We start from the raw sequence: 16,509 nt of genomic DNA on the forward strand, positions 1-16,509 counted from the left end.
CAGTAGCTCCCCCGACCCCGAATGGGGCCGGGTCTATGTCATGTGCAGGCGAAGGTCAGTTCGCCTTGCAGTCCCAATGAAAGTTCGAGAAGTTCAGATCCCAGCTCTGCATGGGAATGAACTCATAGCCCTGAAGGCACTTGTTCGCCGCATAGCGCCGGTTTGGCGACACCGCCCATACGTCGGGTTGCAGCTCGGCGAGCTTGACCTGCAGCTCCTTGTAGGTCGCGTTCTGCTCCTTGATATCGGTGGTCGACCTCGCCTTGTCGATCAGCGCATCGACCTCGGGATTCTGCAGCCATTCCATCGACATCCACGTGCCGGAAGCCTTGGAATGATACTGATTATAAAAAATCGCATCCGGCGACGGGTAGTTGGGCGAGATGTTGACCTGTGTCGAGGCCGGCGTGGTCTCGGGTTTGGAGGAGAGCTCGACGATGCGGTTCCAAGGCTCGGGCTTGATGTCGAGCGTGATGCCGATCTGTTCGAGATTGGCCTGCATCAGCAGCGCCACTTCGGATTCGAAAGCGAGCGAGGCGACATAGCTGTTAACCAGCGTGATCTTCTGACCGGCATATTTGGATTTGGCGAGCTCTTCCTTCGCCTTTTCGAGGTCGAAGACGCCGGGCTGGATATCGTCGTTGTGCGCATCCTTGAACACGGTCGAGAGCGGGCCGGTCATGTCGAAGCCCGGATAGATCGCTTCCTGAATGGTCTTGTAGTCGGTGGCATAGGCGATTGCCCGGCGCACATGCACGTCGTCGGTCGGATAGACCTTGCTGTTCAGCTTGATGACGAAGCCGCCGGCCGTCGTCGACTGGAGCAGCTTGTAGCTCGGCATCTTGCCGATGGTTTCATAGGTGTCGTTGCCGAGACCATGCGAAGAAAGTCCGAGCTCACCCTTTTCGGCAAGCGCCTTGACGGTGGCGTCATCGCTCGTCTGGACGAAGCGCACCTCGTCGATCGGCGTTCCCTTGGTCCAGCCTAGGAAGTAATCGGGATTGCGCGCGATCACCATATCGGCGGAGCGATTGTAGCTAACAAGCTTGTAGGGACCCGAGCCCGCAGAATGCTCGCCCACATAGGCTTCGCCCCATTTGTCATCCGGCTTGGAATTGGTTTCGATCAGCTTCTCGTTCAGCGCCATCATCAGCGGCGTCACAGCCATGAACGGCGAGAACTGGCGATCGAGCTTGACGACGACGGTCTTGTCATCAGGCGCGGTGACATTGTCGGGCTGCACGAGGCCGACGATGAGGTTCGAGGGACCCTTGTTGATGCCGATCAGGCGCCGGATCGACCAGACGAAATCGGAAGCCTTGACGGGCGTGCCATCCTGGAACTTGGCGTCATCGCGAATATGGAAGGTGTAGGTCAGCCCATCCTCGGAGATATCCCAGGATTTTGCCAGATGGGGCACGATCTCGCCCGAAGGGCCGACAGTCGTCAGCGCGTCATACATGTTCACGATCGCCATATAGCCCGTGTAGTCTGTGACCTTGGCCGGATCGAGCGAGCTGAAAATCTGCATCGTGTTGACGGCAATCGACACCTTGTCGGCCGCCGATGCGGCAACCGAAGTTAGCGGCAACGCCAAGGCGCTCGCAAGCAGAAGCGCTGAAAGACGCAGATTTCTGGAACCCATCTTCATTCTAGTTCTCCTCTTTGATGCGGGAACTGCCCCGCTTATGGTTAGGCTGCCTTCCGGCCCGGAGCCGGCAGCGGCGAATAGGTGATGTCCGGATAGCCGAAGGCGGCAGGACCGACGACCTCAAGCGCGCGAGCGCTGCGCAGCAGCTCGTGGCAGGGAATGGCGACGACGGCGACGCGCTGGCCGTAGCGCAGCATTTCGGTTGTGATCGGATAGCCGGTATCGACATCGAGCAGCACGATCAGATCCGGCACGCAGACCTCGATCACACCATCGCGGCGGAAGACCAGAAATTCGTTCTGGATCGCCACGTTCGCCGTCTGGCCGTTGCAATCATCGAAGCCGGCGAGCTCCATGTCGCCGACGACGAAGCCGCCGCGCAGATGGCGTTTGAGATCAGTGATCTTGCCGTTGAACACCCGCCGTCCGCCTTCCAGCGCGCAGACGGCGGCAATGGGATCTTCCTGCGCCTTGCGGGCACGGATCACGGCTTCGCCCAGCGCGATCGCCTTGGTGAAGCTTTTTGGAATACCATACTGATGGACATAGTGAGCCTGCATCGGCGCAGTTGCCAGCATGGCGGCGCCACCCTGCGCGACCACGCAGGCGCGCGCCATGCGCTCATGCCAGACTTCCGATACGGCATGGCTGAAAATCACCGCATTGCCATGCAGGTCGCACATGACGGAAGGCGTCGAGCTGTGACCATAGATCGAAAAGGTCGTCATCTGCATTTCGGGGAATGCCCGACCCATGCCGTCGCAATCGAGGATGGGAAGACCGCCGAGCGCCGCCGTCACAAGCGGGTTCATCGCATTTGCACCGCCAATCTCCTCGCAGACGATCGCGTCGATCGGCGTGCGGATGAGTTCTTCCATGGCACGCAGGCAGCGCAGCCCTTCGCGTCCCTCACGGATGCGCTCGACGCCGACGACCGGTGCGCCGATACCGCCGATCGACATGCAGAGCGCGTCCGTTTCGATGGCGTCGGTCGCCAGAACCTTCATCTCGTAACCGGCCTTCATCGCCTCCAGAGCCAGAAGCTTGCCCTGATAGGGATTGCCGCCGCCGCCGGTGCCTAGGATGCCCGCTCCGATTTCCAAAGCATCGAGATCCTCTGATGTCAGCCGGCGCAGAGCGGCATCATCATATTTCTGCTTGCGCGTCTCAGGCATGATGGCCTCCCATTTCACCGACGACTTTGACGTGGATGCGCGTGGCGTTGCCTGGCAGATAGGCAAGAGGCGTATCCTCACGCTCGATAACTTCCAGGGTTTCCGCGAGAGCGCCGGCTGCGATCGCCTTTTCGCGCGCCTCCGCTTCGGCTTCCGCAAGCGCGCTCTCGCGCGTGCGGCCATTGACGAGCGAGAAGACGCGATCCGTTTCACCGCTGATCTGGGCGATGGCGGCGCCGACCGCGTTTGCGACGGCAAAATTCTGGGGAAGGATCACCTCCAGATCGCCGATACGGTCGGGCATGAGAATTGAACCGCCACCAACAGCGATGACCGGCACCGGCGTCGAGGAAATTCGACTGCGTTCGACGCAGGCTTCGAGCATGGCGTTGATCTTTGCCACAGCCGCATCGACCAGACCCTTGTCGAGATTGGCAACCAAGGCGCAGTCACCGACGTCGGCCTTGCCGGAGGCAACCGCGATGTCGGTTGCGGTCAATGTCGATCCGCCGAAGCAGAGCGCCTCCTTGCGCACGCGATAGCCGACCGACTTCGGCCCGATTGTAATGCCCGCTTCACCCCTGACGACGAGGGAACCGCCGCCGAGGCCGATCGAAAAGACATCGGGCATGCGGAAATTGGTGCGAACTCCGCCGATATCGACGGTCGTGGAAGCCTGGCGTGGAAAGCCGTGCGAGAGAGCCCCGACATCCGAAGTCGTGCCGCCGACATCGACGACGACGGCGTCCTTGAGCCCGGTCAGAAACGCGGCGCCGCGCATGGAATTGGTCGGGCCAGAGGCAAAGGTCAGCACCGGAAAGGCACGCACGACATCGGCGGCCATCAGCGTGCCGTCGTTCTGGGTGATGTAGAACGGGCATGGTATACCAGCCGCCGTTAGCGCCTTGCCGAAGGCTGCGACGGTGCGATCCGCCAGCGACAGCAGGCTCGCATTCATGATCGCCGCACTTTCCCGCGCCAGCAGGCCGTGACGGCCGATGTCCTTCGACATCACCACAGGCAGGCCGGGGCAATGCTGCTGCAGGATTTCCTTGGCCCGCACCTCCATGGCATCGTTGATGCCGCTGAAGACGCAGGTCACGGCGGCGGCCTTTAAACCCTTTGCACGGATTTCGCCTGCGATACGCACGATGGCGTCTTCATCGAGCGGCGAAAGCTCGCGCCCATCGAACTCGTAGCCGCCTTTGATCTGATAGCCGTGATTGCCGACGATCTCGCGCAGATCGTCGGGCCAATCGACCATCGGCGGCAGACCGGCGCCAGAGGGCAGGCTCAAGCGGATGGCCGCGACCTCATCCATGTGGCGGCGCTCGATGACCGCATTGGTGAAATGCGTCGTGCCGATCATGACAGCGGCAATACGGGCCCGATCGATGCCCGAGGCATCGATAACCTTCTCCAGCGCCTCGATCACGCCCGAAGTCACATCTTCGGTCGTCGAGGCCTTGACCCCAGCAAGAACGGTCTTTCCCTCCAGGACGACGGCATCCGTATTGGTGCCGCCGACGTCAATTCCAACGCGATACACGTCAGGCTCCTCTTCGATCAGTCTGTGGTTTTGACGAGGAAGCGCATGCGCTCCTCCTCGGTCACGACGGGCTTCAGGCGTTCCTCCTCGTCGGTAACGACGGGGATCGCCGCGATCAGCGCGCGCGTGTATGGATGATTGGGGGCGGCGAAGACCTCTGGCGTCGGCCCTTCCTCGACGATCTCGCCGCGCAGCATGATGGCGATGCGCGAGCAGAAATTGCGTATCAGCGAAAGGTCATGCGAGATCATCAGATAGGTGAGACCCAGTTCCTCGCGCAACTGCAGCAACAGCTCGATCACGGTTTTCTGCACCGACACGTCGAGCGCCGCAGTCGGTTCGTCGAGGATCAGGATCTTCGGCTCGGCCGCGAGCGCGCGCGCAATCGCCACACGCTGCTTCTGACCGCCGGAAAGCTCGTGCGGATACTTTGCCAGATAGGATTGCGGCAGCCGCACGAGATCCATCAGTTGCTTCATCCGTGCCTCGCGGGCTGGCCCATCCATACCTATGGATCTCAGGGGCAAGGCAAGAGTCTGCTGGACATTGCGCTTCGGATTGAGCGATGTGCCGGGGTTCTGGTAGACGATCTGCGTCAGCCGTCTGCCACGCCCTGGTGCCGGCGCGTCGATGGTGACGCTGCCTGAGGTCGGACGTGACAGGTCCATGATGATGCGTGCAACCGAGGTCTTGCCTGAGCCGGACTCGCCGGCCAATCCGAAGATTTCGCCCTGACGCAACGTGAGGTTCACGTCGCGAACGGCATGAAAGCCTGGCTTCCGGCCATAGATCTTGTTCAGGCCCTCGACCCTGACGATAGGCGCGCGGTCGCTCTGCGACAGATCGATCACGCGTTCGCCGTAAAGCGGCGGCACGGCGTCGAGGAGCGCCTTCGTATAGGGTTGATGCGGGGCAGTGAGTATCTCGCGGCAAGGTCCCGCCTCGACGATATCGCCGTGATGCATGACCACCACCCGGTCGGCAACTTTGCGCACGACACCGAGATTGTGGGTGATCATCAGAAGAGCCATGTTCTCCTCGATCACCAACTGATTGATCAGATTGAGAATCTCATCCTGGGTCGTCACGTCGAGCGCAGTGCCCGGCTCATCGGCGATCAGAAGCTTCGGCTGGTGCAACAGCGCAAGCCCGATCAGAACGCGCTGACGCATGCCGCCCGAAAGCTCGGACGGATAGGCGTTCATCACTCTCTCAGCGTCAGCAAGCTGCACCCTCCGCAAGACCGCGGCAATTCGCGTCCGCCGCTCGGCCTTCGACGAGCGAATGCCATCACGCTTGTCCGCAAAACGCATGATATCATCGAGATGCGTGCCGATCTTGAAGACCGGGTTGAAGGACGAGAGCGGGTCCTGCATGATCAGGGAAAAGGCGGTGCCTTTCAGCGCCTCGCGTTCCCTTCGCTGCATTTTCAGAACGTCACGTCCTGCGACGGAAATGACGCCGGAGTTGATGGCGGCATTCTTCGGCAAGGTGCCGATGATTGCCTTTGCTGTCACGGACTTGCCCGACCCCGTCTCGCCAATCAGTGCGACGCGCTCCCCAGCAGCGACGGTGAGGGAAATGTCACGGAGCACCTGCCGGGTGCGGCCGTAGGTCGTGAACGAGACGTTCAGAGCCTCGATCTTGAGAAGCGGCTCGCTCATCGCTTAGCTCTCCACATCAAACATGTCACGCAAGCCGTCGCCCAGGAGATTGAAGCCGAGCGTCACGTAGAAGACCGCAGCACCAGGGCATACGACCTCCCACCAGTAATCGGGCATGAACTGGCGACCGTCGGCGACCATGGAGCCAAGATCCGGAATGGGTGGCTTCACACCGAAGCCGAGGAAGCTGAGCGTGGCGCCGAACAGGATGACGAAGGCCGCATCCAGCGTTGTCTTGACGGAGATGACCGCCACGCAATTCGGCAGGATTTCGCGAAACAGGATGTGCATCGGCCCGGCGCCGGCAAGGCGGGCGGCCTCGATATAGTCTTCCGACGCGATAGACTTGGAAACGGAGTAGATCAGCCGCGCATGCCAGGTCCACCAAAGCAGCGTGATGGCGATCATCGCGTTTATCAGGTTCGGCTCGAGCAGGTTCGACACGGCAAGCGCCATGACCAGCGGCGGCATTGCCAGCATCACATTTGTCAGGCCGGTTATGATTTTTTCGACCCAACCGCCGAAGTAGCCGGCGATAAGGCCGAGCACGGTACCGATCGGCACCGAAATGCCAAGCACGCCGATGACCAGAAGCAGTGAAACGCGCATGCCGAAGACCGTGCGGGAAAAGATATCCCGACCGACTTTGTCGGTTCCGAACCAATGAGCGGCATCCGGCGACACGTGCCGAGCGCGGAAATCGACCACGGCGCCGACATGTTTCGGATAGGGAGTAAGCCACGGTGCGAACACAGCCAGCACAAAGACCGAAATCAGGATCAGCGTGCCGATTACCGCGGCCGGATTGCGGCTGAAGCGATACCACATCATGTAACCGGTGCTCAGCGCGCGATCGGATGCATCCAGCATCTTCATATCGGCCATCAGCGTGCCTCCTTGCGGCGTTGGCGCGGGTCGATCATCGAGATCAGGACATCCACCACCAGGTTCGCAACGATGAAAAACAGGCCGGCGACCAGCACCACGGCGGTCACGGCATTGAGGTCCTTTTGCAGGATGGCGTTCAGCCCGTAGGAGGCGAAGCCGCCCCATGCGAACACCATCTCGATGACGAAGGCATTGCCGATCAGCGACGCGAATTCGAGGCCCATGATCGTCAACGGCGCGATCGACGACAGCTTGAGAAGGTAGCGGAAAATGATGACCCGCTCCGGCACACCGAAACTCTGCAGGGTCAGAACGTGATCCTTGCGCTGGTTCTCCAGCATGGAGGAACGAGTGATGCGGGTAATCTGGCCGATGCCGGCCATGGCAAGCGCGAAAGCCGGCAGCACAAGATGCTGAAGCGCATCGACAAACACATCCAGACGTCCCGCCAGCAGGCCGTCGATCAACAGAAATCCGGTCGGTCCGGGCTGAAAGCTCAGAGAATGATCAAGCCGGCCGATGATCGGCCAATTCGGCAGACAGCGCGCGGCAAGCAATTGCAGGCTTATCGCAAACAGGAAACTCGGAATGGTCACACCGGTCAAGGACAGGATGCGGCCGATATGATCCAGCGCACGATCCCTAAAATGTGCGGTGACGACACCGAGCGGAATGGCCACCACGAACATGAAGACCACGGAGACGAGAACCAGTTCCACGGTGGCGGGCACCGTCTGTTCCAGATCGGTCGTGACGGGACGTTGCGAGACCAGCGACATGCCCAGATCGCCTTGCAGCGCCTTGCCGACATAGTCGACGTATTGAACCAGAAGCGGCTTGTCCAACCCCATCTGCACACGCAGCGCATCGACCTGCTCCTGCATTGCCGCCGGGCCGAGAGCCATGCGCGCGGGGTCTCCTGGCACGACGCGCGCCAGAGCGAAAATCATGATGGAAAGCGCGATCATGACCAGAACGAAGATGCCAAGCCGCGTCAGGATCGCGACCAACGGATGTTGCTGCATCGACGGGAGTTTCCTTGTTCGTCAGCTAACTGACAAACAACAGTCCTCATCTGCGGACGATGGACAACCGGCTGGAGGTATAGTTTTTCAGCCTTATGGTATAGGTTATTTTTCAATACTCGCTTACAAACCCCCGCATGCACAGACTGATTGCCCGACCTCATCTTTGCCATCGCATCGCGACGGAACACGCCGGCGTCATCTTCCTGCGTGCCCCCGCGGGCGCCGGAAAGAGCACAGTTCTGTCCATGGCTGCAAAGGCGATAGGCAAGGAGGTTTGCAACCTGCAGCAACCGCGCATGAGCGACGTGAGGGATGGATGGCTCTTATGGGATATACCGGTTTCCGCTCGATCGGCTCGTCTTTCCGCTCAGCTCATAGAGACCGTCGAGGTTCTGGTCATCGCCTGCCGTCCCGATCAGCGCATCAGCGGGCTGGCGCGGCTCATCCTGCATCGAGGTGCGGTGACGCTCGACGCCGGCGATCTAACATTTTCCGTTGAGGAATTGGGGGAACTGCCAGTCGAAGAAGCCAGCCGGTTAGTCAGGGATTATGCCGGCTGGCCGGTTTTCCTGCCGCTGACACGCCAAAAGGATCCTCGCCTATCCATCGACTATCTGCGCGAGAATTTCCTCGGCCACCTTTCGCCGGGACAGACCGCGCTGCTTTCCATCTGGCTCGAAACGCGATCTCCTGTCACCGTCGAGGAGTGGACGGGCCTTTTGCCACCACGCCTGATCGAGGCACCGGACGAACATCAGGAACTGCTGACACTCTTGACGGGCGCCGTCAGCGAACGCCTGGCAACCTTCGAAACCACCGTCGCCGTGATCGAGGTAGCCTCCGCTTACGAGCAGGCGGGACGTGCGCTTGCCGCCATGTCGCTGCTCCTCGACCATGGGCACGAGGCCCATGCGGCGCAGATTCTGGAGCGTGCCCGGGGTCTGGAGCTGATCTATCGAAACAGCCTCGGGACCTTTCGCGATATCATCATGCGCTTTTCCCACGAGATGATCGCGACCAATGAAGTCGTGCTTTTTGCCATGGCTCGCACGCTCCTGAAGCTCGGAGAATTGCAGCGCGTGCGGCACCTCGTCGGCAAACATCTGGGTTCGGACTATCTCGATCCGCTGAAGGTCCTGCTGCGCGGATCGCGCTTTTCCTTCGCGGCGCGAACGTTCCGGCTCAACCTGATGATTTCCGAGGACCTGATGCCGACGGACGCAATGATTACCCGCCTCGGCGAGTTCATGGCGGATTATCCGATGGGCGATTACGGCAAGTGGGCCGCCTACTACAACGCGCTGCTGGAATTCGAGATTCGCCGCAGGAATTTCCGCGAAGCGGAAGCCGCCGCAGCCCGCGCCTTGATCTATCTCGGCCATATGGGCGGCCAGCCGCTGCTGGAATTCTTCATCCATCTGCATCAGACAGTGCTTCGACTGATGAGCGGCGATGCCCTTTTCGCGCGTCGTGCCGCCCAGGAAGCACGGCAGAAACTGGAACAGGTGCCGCACGCAGCAGAGGCTGAATTCCGTATGCTGCGGCTCGCCGAAGCCTGTATCTCCTACGAAGCCGGCCAGCCGCGCGATCTTCTCCAATTCGTTCAAAACGAATTCGATGATTTTGCCGCCGCAGAAATCTGGCCGAGCCTGATGCAATTCGCTCTCCACTACGCATCACAGGTGCTGGCCGACCATTTTCCGATGGTGATCAGGCCCGGCTTTCTCGACGGACTCTGGATTCATCTGTCCGAGGGCCTGCAGTTTCACGCGATGATGGAGATCCGCACCGCCATCGCCTACCAGAATGCCAATCGCTGGAGCGACGCGGCGGCAACGCTGTCCGCCGTCCGAATGCGTATCGGCCGTAACTGGGTGGAAAGCGCCAACGAGGAGCTGACGCGCCTGACCCGCCGGGACGAAATTTCCTATGCCATGGCATGGCTACGCGACAGCGTGCGCCTCTCGACGCCGCGGCCCTATCTGTCACGCCAGATCGACGCGCTGATCGCAAACCCGAAAGTCACCAACCGCGAGAAAGTCGCCCTGCAGCTATGGCAAAGCTATACCGCTTACCAGCGTCGCGACAATGCTGCGACGCGCGCGCATCTTCTATCCGCGCTTGAAGGCGCAACGCGCCTTGGCTGCAACGGCGTGCTCTCCGAGGAGCGGATCTTTCTCTCGCCGCTTCTCAAGAACCAGCGCATTCGCAGCTTCATCGAAACCTCATCCGAGGTCCGCACCGCACTTTCGCTCTTTGCAAGCTCCGTGAACTCGCCACAGGCGAAAGCCCTCCAGGGCGGTCTCTCGCAGCGCGAGGTCCAGATGATTCAGCTGATCGCGAGCGGCATGTCGAACAAGCGCATTGCTCATACCCTTAATGTCTCCGAGGTGACGGTGAAGTTTCACCTCGGAAATCTGTTCCGCAAGCTGGGCTGTCATCGCCGCGCCGAAGCAATCCGGGCGGCAACCGCACTCGGCTGGCTGTGAGCATCGAGCGGATGGGTTGAACGTTACGACGGGCGCCTTTCGACCGATGTCTCCTCGGGCGGCTGCTTGGGCGGAACGTTGCCGTTCTGCTCGGCGCGATCGCGATGCAGCGCGGCGCGGGCGAGGAGCATGAAGGTGATCGGCGTCGTCACCGTGATGAAAATACCGATCAGCAATTCATGAATGACGAGCGTCCGTGTCGCGGTCGAAAAGAAGATCATCGACGCGATCATGATTGCCCCGATGCCGCCGCTCGTTCCCAATGTCGGCGCATGAATGCGCTCGTAGAATGTTCCAAGCCTTAGAAAACCGATGGCGCCGATGAGCGTCAGGAAAGCGCCGATCATGAGAAGCGCACCGACGGGGATAGCGGCCCACAGAGGTATGTTTTCAAACGGCGTGCTCATTCGATCACCTCTCCGCGCATCAGGAATTTCGCCAATGCAACGGTTGCAACGAAGCCAAGCATGCCGATGACGAGCGCCGCCTCGAAATAGACGACGCGACCTGTGCCTATGCCGAAGGTCAACAACAACAGCATCGCATTCACATAAAGCGTGTCGAGCGCGATGATGCGATCCTGCGCGCGCGGGCCGCGAAACATGCGGATGGAAGCGATCGCCATGGCCGCCACGATCATCAGCTGCGCGGCCGCCACGGATATCTGGATGATCATGGCGCTCATGCGAATATCTCCATCAGCAGGCTCTCGTAGCGATTGGCGACCGTATCGCGCCATTGCGCCTCGTTTTCGAGATCGAGGACATGAAGCAGCACGGTGTTGTCGTTGGAATCATATTCCAGCCACGCGGACCCCGGCGTGCTGGTCAGGATAACCGCAAGCAGCGCCAGCGGGATCTGATCCCGCACCCTGAGCTCAAGGACAACGAAGCCCGGCGTCGTCTTGCGCGAGCGTCCCCTCAGGATGATCCAGGCCACCTGGGCATTCGATTTCAAGACGTCGAAAACGACTCGGAAGAAGAGCTTGGGCAGCAAATACCATTTCCGCAGCCTCGGTTTTTCGGGCCGCAGCGATGCCATGCCCCAGGAGGCGAAAACCGCGACGATGATGCCGAGGATAAGCTGACCAAGCGTGAAGCCGTTCAGCAGCAGCCACATCAGGATCAGGCTCAACGCCAGGAGCGGATAAGGCAGCATCACAGGCCTCCCGCTTGTACGGGCGCAACGACCGCATTGCGAACCGCACCGACATAGATATTGGGGTCGCTGAGCGTGCGAATGGTCGCGTCCATATATTGCATGACGGGGCCTGCCCAAATGGTCAATGCGAGCGTCAAGGCGAGCAGGCCCATGACCGGGACTATCTCGATGACGAGCACACGGGGAACCGTGCCCTCCAGCGAACTCCAGAATGTGCGTATGCCGGCCCTTGTCATGGCAATCAGCGCGGCTATGCCGGAGAGAATGACGAGCAGGATCAACGTCCAGACGGCGGCACTTGGCGGAATGCCGATCGCGCCGGTTCCCATCATGGCCGAGAGCATGGCGAACTTGGAGACGAAGCCGGAAAGAGGCGGCAGGCCGGCGAGCAGAATGCCGCAGGCGGCAAAGCAGATGCCGAGCATTGCCATGGTGCCGGGCATGGTCACGCCATCGCCTTCGGCCGGTTCCTTCTCCTCGGCATCGCCATAGGCCTCCATCGTGACGGCGAGTACGCTGGCGCCGGCATCCTGCCCGCGCTCGACGAGCTCGATCAGCATGAAGAAGGCGCTGATCGTCAGCGTCGAGCTGACGAGATACATCAGCGCGCCGGACGAAATGGAGCCGTCATTGATGCCGATCACCATCAGCAGCGTGCCGGATGAGACCAGCACCGAGAAGCCGGCAAGCCGGCCAAGCGCCTGCGACGCCAGGACACCGACCGTTCCGAAGATCAGAGTTGCCATCCCGCCATAGAGAAGCACGGTCGCGCCGAAGCCCGCGGAGGGGCCGGCGCTGAACAGCAGCATGGTCAACCGCAGGATGACGTAGATGCCAAGCTTGCTGAGGATCGCGAATATGCCCGCAACTGGCGCAGATGCCGCGCTATAGGCTGTCGGCAGCCAGAAGCAGAGCGGCCACATGCCGGCCTTGATGAGGAATGCGATGCCGAGCACGCCGGCGCCCGCCTGCATCAGCATGCGGCGGTCGGCCGACATTTCCGGAATGCGCACGGCAAGATCCGCCATGTTCAGCGTTCCCGCCGTGCCATAGATCAGGCTGACGCCGATGAGGAAGAGCAGCGCCGCCGCGAGGTTGACGGCTATGTAGTGCATGCCGGCCTTGACGCGCAGCGGCCCGGAGCCATGCAGCAGAAGGCCGTAGGACGCGGCCAGCATGACCTCGAAGAAGACGAAGAGGTTGAAGAGATCGCCGGTCAGGAACGCGCCGTTGACACCCATCAGCAGCAACTGGAACATGGTGTGGAAATGCGCACCGACTGCATGCCACCGCGCCAGCGAGAATATCAGCGCGGCGACGGCAACGATGGATGTCAGCAGCAGCATGAGCGCCGACAAGCCGTCGAGCACGAGCACGATGCCGAAAGGCGCGCTCCAGTTTCCCAGCAGATAGGCGCGCTCCAGCCCCGGCGATCCGCCCTCCGCGCGGAAGAGCGCAAGTGCAATGCCTGCCAGCAGGAGCGTAGCCGCCAGACTAATGAATGCCTTCAGCGTGCGCGAACGCTCGTCGATGAACACGAGCAGCGCGCCCGCAATCAGCGGAACGAGGATCGGCGCGATGATGAGATGATGCAACCAGCCCGTCATTTCCGATCGCTCCTTCCATCGACATGGTCCGTGCCGGTCAAGCCGCGCGAGGCAAGCAGCACGACGAGGAACAGGGCCGTCGTCGCAAAACCGATAACAATCGCCGTCAGCACCAGGGCCTGGGGAACCGGATCGGCCAAGGTGCGCGTTGCCGTGCCATCACCAAGCAGCGGCGGCACGTTCGTCTTCACGCCGCCGACGCCAAAGATGAAGAGATTGACGGCATAGGAGAGCAGCGACAGCCCGATGATGATCTGATAGGTGCGTGGACGCAGGATCAGCCAGACGCCGCAGGCTGTCATCACACCGATCGCAATGGACAAGATGAGTTCCATCAATCCCCCTTTGCCTTGTCGGCATCAAGCGCACGCAAGCGGTTGATACGGATCGACTGGTGCGCAAGCGCGACGAGGATCAGAACCGTGGATCCCACGACAAGCAGGAAAACGCCGAGATCGAAGAGCAGTGCGCTTGCCGCCGGAACCTTGCCGATCAACGGCACGTCGAGATACTGGAAATGCGAGGTGAGGAACGGATAGCCGAAGAACCAGGCGCCGATACCCGTCGCCGTTGCGATCAGAAGCCCGGCGCCCATCCACCGCAGCGGCAGGATGCGAATGCGATCCTCCGCCCAGCGCGTACCGCCGGCCAGATATTGCAGCAGGAAGGCGATCGAGAGCGTCAAGCCGGCCGAGAAGCCGCCCCCTGGCGCATCATGCCCCCGCATGAAGATATAGACCGACAGGGCGATCACGAAAGGGAACATCCACTGCATGATGACGGAGGGCACCAGCAAATAGTCGCGCACGGTATCGCCGGCTGAACGCTCTGGCCGTTCCTCGTCGAAACGGTTCTGGATTCGCTGCTGCTCCGGCATTTCCATGCTGTCGGGCGCCGGTCGGAAACGACGCATCAGCGCATAGACCGTCAAGGCGACGACGCCGAGAACGGCGATTTCGCCCAACGTATCAAAGCCTCGGAAATCCACGAGGATGACGTTGACGACGTTGCGCCCGCCACCCTTCGAATAGGCGTTTTCGAGGAAATAATTCGCGATGGCATCGGGCACGGGCATGGTCATGACGGCGTAGGAAATGAACATCATGCCGACGCCGCAGATGACGGCAAGTGCCAGATCGCGGAAGCGGCGGAAACGGGCGCGCAAATCGACCGTATCGTCGATCCCTTCCGTCCGCTTCGGCAGCCAGCGCAAACCCAGCAGGATGAGAACCGTCGTGACGATCTCAACGAGAAGCTGGGTAATCGCAAGGTCCGGTGCCGACAGCCATATGAACGTCATGCAGACGATCAACCCGACACCGCCCAGCATCACCAAAGCGGCAAGCCGATGATATTTGGCAAAGAAGGCGGTGCCGATCGCCAGACAAATACCGATCGCCCAGACCGCGGCGAAGACCGGATCAGCACCCAGAAAGGAAAAATGCTTCGCTTCGAAACCGGACAGGTAAAGCGGCAGCAGGCCGGCAGCAAACCCTGTCACGACGACCCAGCGAAGCTGCGGCTGGAGCTTGCGCGTGCCGATCCGCTTTTCGGCCGTTCTCGCCCAATGCCAGGAGACTTCGACCAGCACCCGCTCGAAAATTCGCTGCCCTTTCAGGCGGCGGAAGATGGGTGGGCCGTCATCACATCGCGACAGATAATCCTTGAAGGCGAAATAGAACACCGTGCCGCCAACCAATGCGACAATGCTCATGATAACGGGCAGATTGAAGCCGTGCCAGAGCGAGAGGCTGTATTGCGGCGTATCGGCGTTGAGGACGCTGACAACGGCCGCATGCAGGAAGGGTGCCACCGAAAGCGCCGGAACGATGCCGACGACCAAGCATACCACGACCAGAAGCTCGATCGGGAAGCGCATCCAGCGCGGCGGCTCGTGCGGCTTGGCGATCGGCAGATCGGTCGGCGCGGGGCCAAAGAACACCGTCTGAATGAAGCGCAGCGAATAGGCAACGCTGAAGGCGCTCGCCAGCGTCGCCACATAGGGAAGCATGCGATCGAGGATGGAATCGGCATGGGTCTCGATCGCTTCGGCGAAGAACATTTCCTTCGACAGGAAGCCATTGAGCAGCGGAACACCGGCCATGGCGGCACTCGCAACGATCGCAAGCGCGCCGGTGAACGGCATATAGCGGAACAGGCCGCTCAAGCGGCGCATGTCGCGTGTGCCGGTCTCGTGATCGATGATGCCGGCCGCCATGAACAGGGAGGCCTTGAAAGTCGCGTGATTCAGCATGTGGAAGATGGCGGCGACCGTCGCAAGCGGGCTGCCGAGGCTGAGCAAGGTGGTGATGAGACCGAGATGACTGATCGTCGAATAAGCGAGCAGCCCTTTGAGATCCTGCTGGAACATTGCGAAATAGGCGCCGAGCAGCAGCGTGATGATACCGGCGGCCCCGACGATGTAGAACCACTCGTTAGTGCCGGCGAGAACGGGCCAGAAGCGTGCCAGCAGGAAGACGCCGGCCTTCACCAGCGTCGCCGAATGCAGATAGGCGGAGACGGGAGTCGGCGCCGCCATTGCGTTCGGAAGCCAGAAATGGAAGGGAAACTGCGCGCTCTTCGTCAGCGCGCCGAGCAGGATCAGTATCAGCGCAGGCAGATAGAGCGGATGGTTACGGATGATATCGCCCGATGCCAGGATCTTGTCCAGATCGTAGCTGCCGACGATATGGCCGAGCAGGATCAGCCCGATCAGCAGGCAGAACCCACCGATCCCCGTGATCGTCAGCGCCATGCGGGCGCCGTCGCGGGCGGCGGCGGTGTTGTGCCAATAGCTGATCAGCAGGAAGGAGAAGATGCTGGTCAGCTCCCAGAAGATCGAGAGCAGAATGACATTGCCCGAAAGCACGATGCCAAGCATCGCCCCCATGAAGGCGAGCAGGAAAGAGAAGAAGCGAGGAACCGGGTCCTCTTCCGACATGTAGTAGCGGGCATAGACGATGACGAGAAAGCCGATGGCGGTGATGACAAGCGAAAACAGCCAGGCAAAACCATCCAGCCTGAGGCTGAAATCAAGCCCGAGCTGCGGCAGCCATTCTATGCTATAGCGGACGACGCCGCCGTCCTTGACGGCAGGATAGAAGCTTACGGAAATCAAGAGCGCCAGAAATGTGACAGTCCCGGCGATCCAGGCCGGGCCACGCCGCGACTGTGTGCGCAAGAGGCATACGGAAAGAAGACTTCCGATAAACGGCAGAGCTAAAAGTGCTAGAATAAAAACAGGCTCGCCAGTTATCCCAAAACGCCATTCCTTCGCTTGGCCGGATCACGCCAGAC

13 protein-coding genes are annotated in these 16,509 nt (G+C 60.8%); 1 reads left to right on the top strand and 12 read right to left on the bottom strand.

Annotated elements, in window-relative coordinates:
* Positions 1-55: 55 nt before the first annotated feature.
* From GDN47_RS08070 to GDN47_RS08095, 6 genes are read right to left on the bottom strand one after another with little or no spacing between them, the layout of a single operon-like run.
* Positions 56-1,651, bottom strand: a complete 1,596-nt coding sequence (locus GDN47_RS08070; RefSeq protein ID WP_152093009.1) for an ABC transporter substrate-binding protein — start codon at positions 1,649-1,651, stop codon at positions 56-58.
* A 41-nt stretch (positions 1,652-1,692) separates the two neighbouring features.
* Positions 1,693-2,826, bottom strand: a complete 1,134-nt coding sequence (locus tag GDN47_RS08075) for an S-methyl thiohydantoin desulfurase family protein (protein WP_113329333.1) — start codon at positions 2,824-2,826, stop codon at positions 1,693-1,695.
* Positions 2,819-4,375, bottom strand: a complete 1,557-nt coding sequence (locus GDN47_RS08080; RefSeq protein ID WP_113329334.1) for a hydantoinase/oxoprolinase N-terminal domain-containing protein — start codon at positions 4,373-4,375, stop codon at positions 2,819-2,821. The genes GDN47_RS08075 and GDN47_RS08080 overlap by 8 nt, the downstream gene beginning before the upstream one ends.
* Before the next feature lie 17 nt (positions 4,376-4,392).
* Positions 4,393-6,039 (bottom strand): ATP-binding cassette domain-containing protein, encoded by a 1,647-nt coding sequence (locus GDN47_RS08085; protein WP_113350862.1) that lies wholly within the window; start codon positions 6,037-6,039, stop codon positions 4,393-4,395.
* A 3-nt stretch (positions 6,040-6,042) separates the two neighbouring features.
* Positions 6,043-6,924 (bottom strand): ABC transporter permease, encoded by an 882-nt coding sequence (locus GDN47_RS08090; protein ID WP_113350861.1) that lies wholly within the window; start codon positions 6,922-6,924, stop codon positions 6,043-6,045.
* Positions 6,924-7,952, bottom strand: coding sequence for an ABC transporter permease (locus tag GDN47_RS08095; protein ID WP_152093010.1), 1,029 nt, complete (start codon positions 7,950-7,952; stop codon positions 6,924-6,926). The genes GDN47_RS08090 and GDN47_RS08095 overlap by 1 nt, the downstream gene beginning before the upstream one ends.
* Positions 7,953-8,089: 137 nt before the next feature.
* Between GDN47_RS08095 and GDN47_RS08100 the strand changes: the two genes are divergently transcribed.
* Complete coding sequence (locus tag GDN47_RS08100; RefSeq protein WP_152093011.1) at positions 8,090-10,444, top strand: helix-turn-helix transcriptional regulator; 2,355 nt, start codon at positions 8,090-8,092, stop codon at positions 10,442-10,444.
* 23 nt (positions 10,445-10,467) lie between these two features.
* Here the strand turns inward: GDN47_RS08100 and mnhG are convergent, their stop codons facing one another.
* From mnhG to GDN47_RS08130, 6 genes are read right to left on the bottom strand one after another with little or no spacing between them, the layout of a single operon-like run.
* Entirely contained in the window at positions 10,468-10,851 is a 384-nt protein-coding gene (mnhG, locus tag GDN47_RS08105) for a monovalent cation/H(+) antiporter subunit G (protein ID WP_113350858.1), read from the bottom strand.
* The gene (locus tag GDN47_RS08110; RefSeq protein ID WP_068393522.1) at positions 10,848-11,129 is read right to left on the bottom strand and encodes a K+/H+ antiporter subunit F; all 282 of its coding nucleotides are present in this window, start codon (positions 11,127-11,129) and stop codon (positions 10,848-10,850) included. The genes mnhG and GDN47_RS08110 overlap by 4 nt, the downstream gene beginning before the upstream one ends.
* Positions 11,126-11,602, bottom strand: coding sequence for a Na+/H+ antiporter subunit E (locus GDN47_RS08115; RefSeq protein ID WP_152093012.1), 477 nt, complete (start codon positions 11,600-11,602; stop codon positions 11,126-11,128). Before GDN47_RS08115 ends, GDN47_RS08110 begins: the two co-directional genes overlap by 4 nt.
* On the bottom strand, positions 11,602-13,212 hold the full coding sequence (locus GDN47_RS08120) for a monovalent cation/H+ antiporter subunit D (protein ID WP_152093013.1): 1,611 nt from the start codon (positions 13,210-13,212) through the stop codon (positions 11,602-11,604). The genes GDN47_RS08115 and GDN47_RS08120 overlap by 1 nt, the downstream gene beginning before the upstream one ends.
* Positions 13,209-13,547: a Na+/H+ antiporter subunit C gene (locus GDN47_RS08125; RefSeq protein ID WP_152093014.1), complete on the bottom strand. Its 339-nt coding sequence runs from the start codon at positions 13,545-13,547 to the stop codon at positions 13,209-13,211. Before GDN47_RS08125 ends, GDN47_RS08120 begins: the two co-directional genes overlap by 4 nt.
* Entirely contained in the window at positions 13,547-16,468 is a 2,922-nt protein-coding gene (locus GDN47_RS08130) for a monovalent cation/H+ antiporter subunit A (RefSeq protein WP_352231154.1), read from the bottom strand. The genes GDN47_RS08125 and GDN47_RS08130 overlap by 1 nt, the downstream gene beginning before the upstream one ends.
* Between the last annotated feature and the right edge of the window lie 41 nt (positions 16,469-16,509).

This window comes from Martinezella dioscoreae (genome assembly GCF_009176305.1).
Lineage (GTDB): Bacteria > Pseudomonadota > Alphaproteobacteria > Rhizobiales > Rhizobiaceae > Rhizobium > Rhizobium dioscoreae.

What these genes read in the sequence shown, in the direction of transcription:
- GDN47_RS08070 (WP_152093009.1), bottom strand. Translation starts at nt 1,651, where the DNA reads ATGAAGATGGGTTCCAGAAATCTGCGTCTTTCAGCGCTTCTGCTTGCG.
- GDN47_RS08075 (WP_113329333.1), bottom strand. Translation starts at nt 2,826, where the DNA reads ATGCCTGAGACGCGCAAGCAGAAATATGATGATGCCGCTCTGCGCCGG.
- GDN47_RS08085 (WP_113350862.1), bottom strand. Translation starts at nt 6,039, where the DNA reads ATGAGCGAGCCGCTTCTCAAGATCGAGGCTCTGAACGTCTCGTTCACG.
- GDN47_RS08090 (WP_113350861.1), bottom strand. Translation starts at nt 6,924, where the DNA reads ATGGCCGATATGAAGATGCTGGATGCATCCGATCGCGCGCTGAGCACC.
- GDN47_RS08095 (WP_152093010.1), bottom strand. Translation starts at nt 7,952, where the DNA reads ATGCAGCAACATCCGTTGGTCGCGATCCTGACGCGGCTTGGCATCTTC.
- GDN47_RS08100 (WP_152093011.1), top strand. Translation starts at nt 8,090, where the DNA reads ATGCACAGACTGATTGCCCGACCTCATCTTTGCCATCGCATCGCGACG.
- mnhG (WP_113350858.1), bottom strand. Translation starts at nt 10,851, where the DNA reads ATGAGCACGCCGTTTGAAAACATACCTCTGTGGGCCGCTATCCCCGTC.
- GDN47_RS08110 (WP_068393522.1), bottom strand. Translation starts at nt 11,129, where the DNA reads ATGAGCGCCATGATCATCCAGATATCCGTGGCGGCCGCGCAGCTGATG.
- GDN47_RS08115 (WP_152093012.1), bottom strand. Translation starts at nt 11,602, where the DNA reads ATGCTGCCTTATCCGCTCCTGGCGTTGAGCCTGATCCTGATGTGGCTG.
- GDN47_RS08120 (WP_152093013.1), bottom strand. Translation starts at nt 13,212, where the DNA reads ATGACGGGCTGGTTGCATCATCTCATCATCGCGCCGATCCTCGTTCCG.
- GDN47_RS08125 (WP_152093014.1), bottom strand. Translation starts at nt 13,547, where the DNA reads ATGGAACTCATCTTGTCCATTGCGATCGGTGTGATGACAGCCTGCGGC.